General features: G+C 36.1%; 10 protein-coding genes. 9 read left to right on the forward strand and 1 reads right to left on the reverse strand.

Translation table 11 applies throughout. The annotated features are described in order from the left end of the window. The first annotated feature begins 201 nt into the window (after positions 1-201). Both BR52_RS04220 and clpB read left to right on the forward strand, forming a co-directional pair. A complete protein-coding gene (locus tag BR52_RS04220; RefSeq protein ID WP_051915630.1) occupies positions 202-1,083 on the forward strand; it encodes a YitT family protein in 882 nt (293 codons plus the stop codon). 156 nt (positions 1,084-1,239) lie between these two features. Then, positions 1,240-3,873, forward strand: coding sequence for an ATP-dependent chaperone ClpB (clpB, locus tag BR52_RS04225; protein ID WP_034569498.1), 2,634 nt, complete (start codon positions 1,240-1,242; stop codon positions 3,871-3,873). Between the two features lie 40 nt (positions 3,874-3,913). On the opposite strand, the gene BR52_RS04230 is transcribed toward clpB, so the two are convergent. Continuing rightward, positions 3,914-4,102, reverse strand: coding sequence for a YjzD family protein (locus BR52_RS04230; RefSeq protein WP_034569501.1), 189 nt, complete (start codon positions 4,100-4,102; stop codon positions 3,914-3,916). 154 nt (positions 4,103-4,256) lie between these two features. On the opposite strand from BR52_RS04230, the gene dnaE reads away from it, so the two are divergent. The 7 genes from dnaE to xerD all read left to right on the forward strand — a co-directional run bounded on the left by dnaE (position 4,257) and on the right by xerD (position 13,763). Next, the gene (gene dnaE / locus BR52_RS04235; RefSeq protein ID WP_034569503.1) at positions 4,257-7,598 is read left to right on the forward strand and encodes a DNA polymerase III subunit alpha; all 3,342 of its coding nucleotides are present in this window, start codon (positions 4,257-4,259) and stop codon (positions 7,596-7,598) included. A 236-nt stretch (positions 7,599-7,834) separates the two neighbouring features. After that, positions 7,835-8,797, forward strand: coding sequence for a 6-phosphofructokinase (gene pfkA / locus BR52_RS04240; protein ID WP_034569506.1), 963 nt, complete (start codon positions 7,835-7,837; stop codon positions 8,795-8,797). Positions 8,798-8,869: 72 nt separating this feature from the next. Further along, the gene (pyk, locus tag BR52_RS04245) at positions 8,870-10,627 is read left to right on the forward strand and encodes a pyruvate kinase (RefSeq protein ID WP_034569508.1); all 1,758 of its coding nucleotides are present in this window, start codon (positions 8,870-8,872) and stop codon (positions 10,625-10,627) included. A 150-nt stretch (positions 10,628-10,777) separates the two neighbouring features. Beyond that, the gene (locus tag BR52_RS04250; RefSeq protein ID WP_034569510.1) at positions 10,778-11,236 is read left to right on the forward strand and encodes a DUF441 domain-containing protein; all 459 of its coding nucleotides are present in this window, start codon (positions 10,778-10,780) and stop codon (positions 11,234-11,236) included. Between the two features lie 85 nt (positions 11,237-11,321). Continuing rightward, positions 11,322-12,209, forward strand: coding sequence for a CvfB family protein (locus tag BR52_RS04255; protein WP_034569513.1), 888 nt, complete (start codon positions 11,322-11,324; stop codon positions 12,207-12,209). A 121-nt stretch (positions 12,210-12,330) separates the two neighbouring features. Next, on the forward strand, positions 12,331-12,789 hold the full coding sequence (fur, locus tag BR52_RS04260) for a ferric iron uptake transcriptional regulator (protein WP_034569515.1): 459 nt from the start codon (positions 12,331-12,333) through the stop codon (positions 12,787-12,789). A gap of 83 nt (positions 12,790-12,872) precedes the next feature. Next, positions 12,873-13,763, forward strand: coding sequence for a site-specific tyrosine recombinase XerD (gene xerD / locus BR52_RS04265; protein WP_034569517.1), 891 nt, complete (start codon positions 12,873-12,875; stop codon positions 13,761-13,763). Positions 13,764-13,827: the final 64 nt, after the last annotated feature.

A 13,827-nucleotide genomic window follows, 5' to 3' on the forward strand; every position in this document is an offset into this window, starting at 1 on the left:
TTTAGCATGGGAGTCATTTCCATGCTTTTTTTGTTGCAGTTCAAGTAAAATAAAAGGATTATCATGTTTTTGTAATCGATTCATAAGTATTTTTAAAGAACGCTGTTAAAACCGCTGATAATTCCTTTTAATATAGAAGGAAAGTGTTATAATAAACGCAAGCTTAAGAAATGTAGAAATCCATCAAATGGGAGCGCATGTATGTTAAAAGGAAAAGAAGCAACTGAAAAACCAGATTTTAAAGCAACATCAATTCGTCGTATTGGAGCAGCTATTTTATATGGAATGCTAGCAAGTATTGGAATTAATTTTTTCTTAGTACCCGCTAAAGTCTATTCAAGTGGAATCACCGGTTTAGCGCAATTATTATCAAAAATTTTAACAGATTATATCCACTTGAATTTATCTATTTCAACATTAATCCTCTTATTAAATTTACCCTTAGTATTTCTTTCATGGAAAAAATTAGGCAGTAGTTTTACTTGTTATAGTTTGATTTCGGTGATTGCCTCTTCCATCTTTTTGAAGATCGTTCCTGTTATGACGATTACCACAAATCCATTAGTCGCCGCAATTTTTGGTGGTGGATTGTGTGGAATGGGTGTTGGAATTTGTTTGCGATATGGACTTTCAACAGGTGGCGTTGATATTATAGCGGTTGTCATTCAGCTAGCAACAGGTCGTAAAGTCGGGCAATTAGGCTTTCTAGTTAATGGGATGATTTTGATTGTAGCAGGCTTTTTATACGGTTGGGAATTAGCCTTATATAGTATTATTGCCATCTATGTTAATGCACATATGGTTGATTTTTTCCATACACGACAACAAAAAATGACCGTGACGATTATTACGAAAAAATCAGAAGAATTAGAAGAGGCGCTGACTTCGAAGTTTATTCATGGGGTGACAGTTATTGATCATGGTTATGGCTTATATACAAAAGAACCTGTAAAAATGTACATTACTGTTGTCTCAAAATATGAATTGTTTTATTTGGAAGCACTCGTTCAAGAAGCCGATTCTAAGGCCTTTGTAAATGTGCAACAAACAACAGACCTAGTCGGTAATTTTAGGCAAATATAAAAAAATAAGAAACTTGATTTAAGAGAAGCCTATCCTTTTAAATCAGGTTTTTTTTGTAAAAAAATTTTTAGATTTTTTAAGGGTTATTTATTGACCTTTTTTGACCAATGGGTGTATAATTGACTCAAAGATAAATTTAAGGGAGGTTACAAACATATGGATTTAGAAAAATTAACATCAACGATGCAACAAGCTTTAGGAGACGCTAGAGAAATTGCGATTACAAGACACAATCAAGATATCGACATTGTTCATCTATGGAAAATCTTTTTAACACCTGATCATTTTGCAAGAGGATTGTATCAAGATCTTGGTTTAAATATGAACCAATTTGAACAAAAAGTTGATGCAGAGTTAGATCGTTACCCATCGATTGAAGGCGGAAATGTTCAATATGGACAAGGTCTTAGCCAAAATTTATACAATTTACTAATTGAAGCAGATAAAATCAGAGAAAGCTTTAAAGATGAATACACATCTACTGAAACAGTAGTTCTTGGTTTAATGAAATTAAAAAATTATTCTTTGACAAAATATTTAAAAGAACAAGGAATTACTGAAAAAGCCTTAAAAGAAGAAATCGAAAAAATGAGAGGAGGAGAGCGTGTGACATCTCAAAATCAAGAAGAACAATACCAAGCGCTAGAAAAATATGGAACAGACTTAGTTCAAGCCGTAAAATCAGGGAAACAAGATCCTGTTATTGGACGTGATGAGGAAATTCGAGACGTTATTCGGATTCTATCTCGTAAAACAAAAAATAACCCAGTCTTGATTGGAGAACCTGGGGTTGGTAAAACCGCGATTGTTGAAGGCTTAGCGCAACGAATCGTTCGAAAAGACGTACCAGAAAACTTAAAAGATAAAACGATTTTCTCATTAGATATGGGGGCGTTGATTGCAGGCGCTAAATTCCGTGGTGAATTTGAAGAGCGTTTAAAAGCAGTTTTAAAAGAAGTGAAAAAAAGCGACGGTCGTATTATTCTCTTTATTGATGAAATTCATACAATCGTAGGCGCTGGTAAAACAGAAGGCAGTATGGACGCTGGGAACCTATTAAAACCAATGCTGGCTCGTGGTGAGTTGCACTGTATTGGAGCAACAACATTAGACGAGTACCGTGAATACATGGAAAAAGACAAAGCCTTAGAGCGTCGTTTCCAAAAGGTATTGGTAAATGAACCAACCGTTGAAGATACAATTAGTATTTTACGTGGGTTAAAAGAACGCTTTGAAATTCATCACAGTGTGAATATCCATGATAACGCCTTAGTTGCAGCCGCTACTTTATCAACTCGTTACATTACAGATCGTTATTTACCAGATAAAGCGATTGATTTAGTTGATGAGGCTTGCGCAACAATTCGAGTTGAAATGAATTCAATGCCAACGGAACTAGACCAAGTGACAAGACGTTTAATGCAACTAGAAATTGAAGAAGCGGCTTTGAAAAAAGAAAATGACGATGCAAGTAAGAAACGTTTGAACTTGTTACAAGAAGAATTGGCAGATTTAAGAGAACAAGCCAACCAATTGAAAATGAAATGGGAAACCGAAAAAGAAGAAGTATCTAAATTACGTGACAAACGTGCCGAACTAGACCAAGCACGTCGCGAACTTGAAGATGCAGAAAGTAGCTACGATTTGGAACGCGCAGCAGTCTTAAGACACGGTCAAATTCCCGCTCTAGAAAAAGAGCTAGCTGAAATCGAACAAGAAGGAGCCAGCTACAAACAAGAAAATAGCCGTTTAGTACAAGAATCGGTCACTGAAAATGAAATTGCAGAAGTAATCGGCAGAATGACCGGTATTCCAGTTTCTAAACTAGTTGAAGGCGAACGAGAAAAGCTATTGCAACTAGGTGAAACCTTGCATAAACGCGTGATTGGTCAAAACGAAGCTGTTGATAGCGTAACAGACGCGGTTATTCGTGCCCGTGCAGGCTTACAAGACCCTAGTCGTCCGTTAGGTTCGTTCCTATTTTTAGGACCAACAGGTGTTGGGAAAACAGAATTAGCTAAAGCTTTAGCAGAAAACTTGTTTGATTCAGAAGACCACATGGTTCGAATTGATATGAGTGAGTATATGGAAAAACACAGCGTTTCCCGTTTAGTTGGTGCGCCTCCTGGTTATGTAGGGTATGAAGAAGGCGGACAATTAACAGAAGCAGTTCGCAGAAGTCCTTACACTATCGTTCTATTAGATGAAATTGAAAAAGCTCATCCCGATGTTTTCAATATTTTATTACAAGTATTAGATGATGGTCGCTTAACAGATTCGAAAGGACGCGTCGTTGATTTTAAAAATACTGTTTTAATTATGACAAGCAATATCGGTTCTAACTTATTATTAGAAGGAACTGATGCAGAGGGTCACATTGAACCAGCGGTGGAAGATGAAGTAATGACCTTATTAAAAGGCTCCTTCAAACCAGAATTTTTAAATCGAATTGACGATACCGTCTTATTTACGCCACTTAGCCTAGAAAATGTGAAGGGCATCATCGTTAAAATGACGAAAACATTAAGCCAACGTTTAGCGGATCAAGAAATTTTATTAGAAGTTTCTGAAGAAGCTCAAACATGGATAGCAGAAAATGCTTATGACCCAATCTATGGCGCAAGACCATTGAAACGCTTCTTAACCAAAGAAGTGGAGACGCCGCTTGCAAAAGAAATCATCGCAGGTCGCGTTTTACCAAAAACCAAAGTCATTGTAAGTTTGTTAGACAATCATTTGGTTTTTGAAAACATTGCTTTAAGTGATGAAGAATTTTCAGAAAATAGTTAAATTAAAAAGACCTAGAGGGATTTGCTCTAGGTCTTTTTTGTTAATTCTCAGTTTTAGCAGGGGCAGATTCGTTGACAACCGCACCGATTCCAAGACAAATCAATCCAGCAATCAAACCAATGATTGTAGCTGTTTTGAAATCATAGGTACCATTTACAAGCGCACTACCGATGTAGTTGACAGCTTGTCCAACAGCGAAAGCCCAGAAAAAAGTGGTTAAATATTTCATAGTTTTGCACCTCTTTTCATTCGCCTTCATTTTATCACATTCTCCCTAATTGTAAAGAATTATCTCCAAGTTGGAAAAAAGAAGATGTTCGATTGCGAATCCTTCCTATTACAGGGTATAATAAACAAGAGAAAAGCGAATAGGAGTGAAAAAAATGTCTTTTGTACAGTTACAAGTAATTAGCGCATACAGTTTATTAAAAAGTACCACTTCTATTGAACAGCTTGTTATTTGTGCGAAAAAAAATGGCTACAAAGCAATTGCCCTAACCGATTATAATGTCTTATACGGCGTTGTTGATTTTTATAAAGCTTGTTTAAAACATGAAATCAAACCTATTATTGGTTTAACGATAGAAGTAACCGGTGCAATGCACCCAGAAACAACGTATCCAATAGTTTTATTGGCAAAAAATTACCAAGGCTACCAAAATTTAATGGCTTTATCAACCAAAAAAATGCTAGTAACAGATCATCAAGTTTTGGAATATCAACTATTAAAAGACTATTCAGAAGACTTGATTGCAATCACCCCAGGAGAAACGGGTGAAATCGAACAAGCACTTTTAAACCATCATCTTGAAGATGCCCAGCAAATGGTATCCAACTGGTTAGCTATTTTTGCTAAAGATCAATTTTATCTTGGCGTTCAACTTCATCAAACGATAAGGGATATTAATGAGGAACTGCAAGGACTAGCACAACAACATCAAATCAAAACGGTTGCCATGCACGATGTGCGTTATTTATCACCAAATGATGATTTTAGCACAAAAGTTTTACGAGCAGTTGACGAAGGCATCAAATTAGATTTAAGCATCACCTCAACAAGTGGCCCTTATTATTTGCCAACAGTTGAGACCATCGAAGCGAAATTTAGTGAAGCCGGGTTGACAGAAGCGGCGCAAGAAACAGAAAAAATTGCCAATACCATTCAAGTCGAGATTCCACTACACCAACACTTATTACCAAAATTCCCATTAAAAGAGGGGCAAGAAACGGCTGGATTTTTACGAGAACGTTGTTTTGAAGGGTTAAAAAAACGCGTTCCAGCAGCAGATGAACGTTATCAAAAACAATTAGAGCATGAATTGACAATCATCCATAAAATGGGATTTGAAGATTACTTTCTGATTGTTTGGGATTTAATGGCATACGCCCACCGTTCGAAGATTATCACAGGTGCTGGTCGTGGTTCAGCAGCGGGCTCCTTGGTTTCTTATGTGCTGGAAATCACCGACGTCGATCCAATCGAATTTGATTTATTATTTGAGCGTTTCTTGAATGAAGAACGTTATACAATGCCTGATATTGACCTAGATTTTCCTGATAATCGTCGAGAAGAAATGCTTCAATATGTTAAAAATAAATACGGACAAGATCATGTTGCACAAATTGCCACATTTGGAACCTTAGCTGCTAAAATGGCCTTGCGAGATGTGGCACGTGTTTTTGGTTTAAACCAAAACGAAGCCAATGTTTGGTCAAAAGCAATCCCAAAAGTTTTAGGAATTACGTTAGAATCAGCCTACAAACAATCCAAATCACTCCAACAACTCGTTGCAAAAAATGACAAAAATAAATTGCTTTTTGATACAGCAAAAAGAATAGAAGGTTTACCTCGCCACATCTCAACTCATGCGGCTGGTGTAGTTATTAGTGATCAACCACTCGTTTCACTAATCCCTTTGCAATTAGGAAGTGGAGAAATTCATTTAACACAGTACGCGATGGGAAATGTCGAAGAAATTGGCCTGTTAAAAATGGATTTTTTGGGTTTACGAAACCTTCAAATCCTAGACAACGCTATTCAATTAGTCAAGCAAGAAAAGGGGATAGTGATTGATTTACATCAAATCCCAATGGATGACGAAGAGACCTTAACTATCTTTAGAAAAGCAGATACATCAGGTGTATTTCAATTTGAATCGACAGGTATTAAAAATGTCCTTCGAAAACTAGGGCCAACATCCCTTGAAGATATTGCCGCTGTAAATGCTTTATACCGTCCAGGTCCTATGGAACAAATCGACCTGTTTATTGACCGTAAAAAAGGCAAAGTGGCGATTGCTTATCCAGATGATAGTTTAAAAGATATTTTAGGAGTCACGTATGGCGTGATGGTCTATCAAGAACAAGTGATGCAAGTCGCTTCGAAAATGGGTGGTTTTACTCTTGGGCAAGCAGATATTTTAAGAAGAGCCATGAGTAAAAAAGAAAAATCAGTAATTGACAGAGAACGAGGACATTTTATTGAAGGTGCTTTGGCGAAAGGCTATAGTGAAGAAACAGCGGCAACCGTCTATCAATATATTGAACGCTTTGCGAACTATGGTTTCAACCGTTCACATGCAGTAGGATATGCTTTTATTGCCTATCAACTTGCGTATTTAAAAGCACATTACCCTCATGCTTTTTTTGCCGCCTTATTAAATTCGGCTATGAATAATCCAACAAAAATTAAAGAATATCTACTAGAAGCAAAAAAACGTAAAATTGACGTTTTCGCTCCAGATATCAATAAAAGCTTTTATGTTTTCTCATTAAAAAAAGGCGCGATTCAATTTGGGTTAGGCAGTATTAAAGGTGTGCGACGCGATATGATTTTAGAAGTGATTCGCTTAAGAAAAGAATATGGACCTTATCGTGATTTAATTGACTTTTTACGAAAAATTGATCCGAAGTGGTTGAAATTTGAGTTGATTGAACCTTTTATTTATGCAGGCGCTTTTGATTCATTTGAGTACCCTAGAGGCGTGTTAATTGCTTCTTTGGAAGGGATTATTGATAACATTAAAATTAGTGGCAATAACGAAACTCTGATAAAATCGTTAGAGCCAAAATATGAAGTAGCACCAGATCTGACATTAGATACACGCTTAGAAAAAGAGGAAGAATTTTTAGGTGCCTATCTTTCAGGGCATCCGGCTGAGCGTTTTGAAAATGTTCGTTTTTTAAAACAAGCAGGCTATATTAAAGATTTGCAAAGCAATCAACTGGCTAAAATTATAGGTGCTGTGAAAAGCAGTCGTTTGATTCGAACTAAAAAAGGCGAACAAATGGCATTTGTGGTGATTAACGATCAATCAGGTGAATGCTCGATTACACTTTTTCCAAAAACCTATCGTCAGTACGCGAAATATTTAGAGAAAAACAACATTCTTTATATTGAAGGCAAAGCTGAGGAAGGTTTGCAAGAAGAAAAACAATTAATCGTTAATAAAATAGAAGATGCGAGTGAGTTAAGTAAGAAAAGTAGTTTCGATAAGCTTTTTATACGTGTTCAAACAGACAAAGAAAAAACAGAAACGTTGACTGAAATGCATCAAATCTTAAAAGCTGAAACTGGGAATGTACCTGTTATTTTATATTATGTTGAATCCAATAAAAAAATCGTTTTAAATGACACTGAATGGGTAACTATTTCAGAAGGCTTATTGTCTCGATTAGAAGAATTACTAGGAAAACAAAATATTGTTTGGCAAAAAGGGACTTAATTTTCAAAGAAAACGGTTCAAACAAAGAAAAAACGGACTTTTTTTGAAAATTGCTCATTTTGAAAAGACAATTGCTAAGAAAAGTGTTAGAATGTTGATGTGAGCTTTTAAGTTTGTCATGAAACAACACGTTTTGGCAACTCAATGACAAATGAAAAGGTTTAGGAAGCCGTAAAAAATAACATGACTGTTTAGGGATTATTTTTTACAATAATAACGTATGAGGTGAGAGGTATATGAAACGTATCGCTGTTTTAACAAGTGGTGGAGACGCTCCTGGTATGAACGCTGCCGTTCGCGCGGTTGTTCGTAAAGGAATCTACGAAGGTATGGAAGTTTATGGAATCAATTATGGTTTTGCTGGCTTAGTAGCAGGCGACATTCGTAAACTATCAATTAGTGATGTAGGAGATATGATCCAACGAGGAGGAACATTCCTATATTCTGCACGTTATCCGGAATTTGCCACTGAGGAAGGCCAATTAAAAGGGATCGAGCAATTGAAAAAATTTGGTATTGAAGGATTAGTTGTGATTGGTGGCGATGGTTCTTATCATGGAGCGATGGCTTTAACAAAACATGGTTACCCAGCAATTGGTTTACCAGGCACAATCGATAATGATATTCCAGGAACTGATTTTTGTATTGGATTTGACACAGCCACAAACACGGTTTTAGAATCAATTGACCGTATTCGTGATACTGCAACAAGTCATGTTCGTACTTTTATTATTGAAGTAATGGGACGTGATGCTGGGGATATCGCTCTTTGGGCTGGTGTTGCTGGTGGAGCAGAACAAATCATTATCCCTGAAAAAGATTTTGATATGGCAGAAGTTGCTAAAACAATTCAAAAAGGCCGCGATCGTGGTAAAAAACACAGTTTAATCGTGGTTGCAGAAGGCGTAATGGGTGGCAATGAGTTTGCTGATGAATTAGCAAAACATGGCGATTATCATGCACGTGTAACAGTTTTAGGACATGTTCAACGTGGTGGAGCACCAAGCGCTCGTGACCGTGTACTTGCTAGTACTTTTGGTGCACATGCTGTTGATTTATTGAAATCTGGAAAAGGTGGACTTTGTGTTGGAATTCGCGACAACAAACTTGTGGAAAATGACATTATCGACGTCCTTGAAAATGGCAAACATAAAGCCGATTTATCTTTATACCAATTAAATCAAGAAATTTCTTATTAAGCGAAGCATAACTTCTAACCTCTTACTAATCCTAGGCGGTTAAAAATAAATTTTGGGAGAGATAATTAAATTATGAAAAAAACAAAAATAGTATGTACGATTGGACCTGCAAGTGAATCAGTAGAAACATTGGTGAAATTGATTGAATCAGGCATGAACGTTTGTCGTTTAAACTTTTCACATGGTGATTTTGAAGAGCACGGAAACCGTATCAAAAACATTCGTGAAGCATCAAAAATCACGGGTAAAATGGTTGCGATTCTTTTAGATACAAAAGGTCCTGAAATCCGTACGCATGACATGAAAGATGGAAAAATTGATTTTTCAACTGGCGATGTTGTTCGTCTTGCAATGACGCAAATCGAAGGAACAAAAGAAAAATTTTCAATTTCATACCCAGAATTAATCAACGATGTAAACCCAGGGTCACACATTTTGTTAGATGATGGTTTAATCGATTTAGAAGTAACAGATATCGATAAAGCAGCAAATGAAATCGTAACAGTTGTTAAAAATGCTGGAACATTGAAAAATAAAAAAGGTGTGAATGTACCAAACGTATCAATCAATTTACCAGGAATCACTGAAAAAGATGCAGCAGATATCCGTTTCGGTATTGAAAACGATGTTGATTTTATCGCAGCAAGCTTTGTACGTCGTCCAAGTGACGTTTTAGAAATCACTCAAATTTTAGAAGAAAACAATGCAACACACATTCAAATCATTCCTAAGATTGAAAACCAAGAAGGTGTGGACAACATTGATGAAATTCTAAAAATTTCTGATGGTTTAATGGTTGCTCGTGGAGATCTTGGAGTTGAAATCCCAACTGAGGAAGTTCCAATTGCTCAAAAATTATTGATTTCAAAATGTAACGCTTTAGGTAAACCAGTTATTACTGCAACTCAAATGCTTGATTCTATGCAAAAAAATCCACGTCCAACACGTGCTGAAGCCAGTGATGTTGCCAATGCGATTTTTGATGGAACAGATGCTATCATGCTTTCAGGTGAAACAGCTGCTGGGGATTACCCAGTTGAAGCCGTTCAAACAATGAACCGCATTGCAATCCGTACGGAAGAAGCATTAGTAAATCAAGATGCATTTGCATTAAAAGCATATAGCAAAACAGATATGACGGAAGCAATTGGTCAATCAGTTGGTCACACTGCACGTAACTTAGGAATTCAAACAATTGTAGCTGCTACTGAATCTGGTCACACTGCACGTATGATTTCTAAATACCGTCCTAAATCACATATTGTTGCAATTACATTTACAGAACGTCAAATGCGCGGTTTAGCTCTTTCATGGGGTGTTTATCCTCAAGTAGCTGAAAAACCAAGCTCAACAGATGATATGTTCAACCTTGCAACTCGTGTTTCTCAAGAATCAGGATTTGCTAAAGAAGGCGACTTAATCATTATCACTGCGGGTGTTCCAGTTGGTGAACGTGGAACAACGAACTTAATGAAGATCCAATTAATTGGTTCTAAATTAGCTACTGGCCACGGTGTTGGTACGACTTCAGTTATTGCGAAAGCAGTTGTAGCAACTTCTGCTGAAGAAGCAAACAAAAATGCAATTGATGGCGGAATCTTAGTTGTTAAAACAACTGACAAAGATTACCTTCCTGCAATTGAAAAATCAGCTGCTATCGTAGTTGAAGAAGGTGGCTTAACTAGCCATGCTGCAGTAGTTGGAATTGCTATGAGCATTCCGGTTATCGTTGGCGCAACAAATGCAACATCATTAATTAAAAATGATGAATTAATCACTGTTGATTCTCGTCGTGGAATCATTTACCGTGGTGCTACAACAGCTATCTAAATTTTAAAAAAGTTAAAAACTCATAAATCAGAAATACCTGATTTATGAGTTTTTTTATTTACATAATAAAATTATGGTAAACTAATTATTTTCTTTCCTTCTTTCGATTTTTTCGTTAAACTAGTTAGAGAGAATAAAGGAGTGAGAGCGTTGTTAGAAAGTTGGCTATTTTTAGGTATTATTTTAATCATTGCATTAATTGCAAAAAATCAATCGTTGATTATTGCTACAGCATTTATTTTACTAATTAAATTAATTCCTCAAACAGATAAATTATTAGAAATGGTTCAATTGAAAGGGATAAATTGGGGAGTTACGATTATTACCGCTTCTATACTAGTCCCAATTGCAACAGGTCAAATAGGATTTAAAGATTTACTTGAAGCGTTTAAATCCCCCGTGGGTTGGGTAGCAATCCTTTGTGGAATCGGAGTATCATTACTATCAAGCAAAGGAGTGGGCTTACTGTCTGCTAGTCCAGAAGTAACAATTGCCTTGGTGTTTGGAACCATCATGGGAGTTGTTTTGTTAAAAGGTGTTGCAGCAGGACCTGTTATTGCGGCAGGTTTGACCTATTGTATTTTACAAATTTTGCCTTTTACGAAGTAATGACTCAGATTTTAAAAGGATTCGATAGGCAAGAGAGCCATTCTACGCTATAATAGAACAAGAAGAAAATGATGGAGGCATAATAATGAATCAATCCTTAGGTACAGTTGTTACGGGAATCGTAACAGATGAAAATGATAAATCTTATTTTATCCAAAAAGATGGTGTAACATACAAATTAGCTAAAACAGAAGAAACAAACTATGAATTAGGTGACCCAGTAGAAGGTTTTGTATACATTTCAATGAATAAAGACTTTGTTATGACACAGACGATTCCTAATGTTCAAGCTGGAAAGTTTGCTTGGGGAATTGTTATAGATACGAGAAAAGACTTAGGTGTCTTTGTAGACATCGGCTTGCCAGACAAGGAAATGGTCGTTTCTTTAGATGAACTTCCAACTGAAAAACATTTATGGCCTAAAAAAGGCGATCAGTTATTGATTGGCATTCATGTTGATGCAAAAGACCGTATGTGGGGAACTTTAGCGCCAGAAGAATTTTACTACTCAATCGCTAAAAAAGCGACAGATGAAGAAGCGTTAAAAAATAAAAATATTAAAGGTACTGCGTTCCGTTTGAAGGTAGTGGGCACTTATTTAATCATGGAAGAAGATTATTTAGGTTTTGTACACCCTAGTGAGCGAAAAGATGAGCCGCGTTTAGGTGAGGTCGTTGAAGGCCGTGTTATTGGAGTTCGTGAAGATGGGATTTTAAATATTTCGTTGATGCCTCGTGCTCACGAAGCAATTGAAGACGATGCTGGTATGTTACTAGCGATTTTAGAACGCACCCGTACAGGAAGTTTCCCTTACACAGATAAAAGTGATCCAGAAGAAATTAAAGAACGTTTTGGAATCAGTAAAGGTCAATTTAAACGTGCGTTAGGAAATCTAATGAGACAACGCAAAATCATTCAAATAGATGGTGAAACTCGCTTAGTTGAATCGCCAATTGAGAATGAAAGTGAGTAAAGTCTCATAAAAATGTTCAATAACACTTAAATTGATTGCAATTAGATTGTAATTTTTATAAACTAGAAGAGAAGATGTAGAAGTCAGATTATAAAGATTATAAATAAGAGAGGCTATTACTTTGAAAACAACAGAATCTCCTTTACTAAAAATCAAAAATCAATTACATGAAGCAGGTTTCAAATTAACGCCACAACGGGAAGCAACTGTAGCGGTTTTACTTGAAAAAGAAAAAGACCATTTAAGCGCTGAAGAAGTTTACATGCTTGTTAAAGAAAAAAGTCCAGACATTGGTTTAGCGACAGTTTACCGGACACTAGAAATTTTAACAGAATTAAATATTGTCAATAAAATCAGTTTTAACGATGGTCTAGCTCGTTACGACGTTCGTAAAGAAGGCGCAAAACATTTCCACCATCATTTATTATGCATTGAGTGTGGAAATATTGAAGAAGTTCATGAAGATTTACTTGAAGAAATTGAACCAATTGTTGAAAGTCGTTTCCATTTTATCGTAAAAGATCATCGTTTAACTTTTCATGGGATTTGTCAAGAATGTCAAGAAAAAGGGAAACACTGAGCAACAATTAAAAATGAGAGAAACAATTGACTTTGTTGGTTGTTTCTTTTTTTCTTAACAAAACACTGTTGGAGGTGACGAAAGTGGAGAACGATTTAACAGAGTATCTGCATTATTTAACGATTGAAAGAGGTCTTTCCAAAAATACAATAGAAAGTTATCGTCGTGATTTAATAAGCTATATTGAATTTTTGACTATGAATCAAGTCAAAAATTGGTCGGAAGTTGATCGTTATTTAGTTCTTACTTTTTTACAGCAATTAAAAGACGAAGAAAAAGCAGCTGGTACTGTGATTCGAATGGTATCTAGTTTAAGAAGATTCCATCAATTTTTAAAACAAGAGAGACTATGTGATACAGACCCCATGTTGCACATCGATACGCCTAAAAAAGCTCAAACCTTGCCTAAAACACTGTCGATGAAAGAAGTCGAATGCTTGATTGAAACACCGGACACGAATACTACTTTAGGGTTAAGAGATCGAGCGATGTTAGAGGTGATGTATGCAACTGGATTACGGGTCAGCGAATTGACAGAGCTAAAACTAAGTGATTTACATTTATCGCTAGGGTTAATTCAGACAATTGGAAAAGGGGACAAGGAACGGATTATTCCACTTGGTGATTTGGCGATTGAATGGATTGAAAAATACATGAAATATAGCCGAGTTAAGCTTGAAAAACCTGGAAAACGTGAACTAAATCTATTTTTAAATCATCATGGCAAAGGTTTAACGAGACAAGGCGTTTGGAAAAATTTAAAAGCGATTGTGAAAAAAGCAGGAATTGAAAAAGAGGTAACTCCTCATACTTTACGACATTCATTTGCAACCCACTTGCTAGAAAACGGAGCTGACTTACGAGTTGTTCAAGAGTTATTAGGACATGCAGATATTTCAACTACTCAAATCTATACGCATATCACCAAACAAAGGATGACGTCTGTATACAAAACCTATCATCCGAGGGCATAAAAATAAAAAATCGTTGAAAATAGAACATTCTTTTAGCTAGTTAGATTGTGAAAATGTCAAGATT

The organism is Carnobacterium divergens DSM 20623, assembly GCF_000744255.1.
GTDB lineage: Bacteria > Bacillota > Bacilli > Lactobacillales > Carnobacteriaceae > Carnobacterium > Carnobacterium divergens.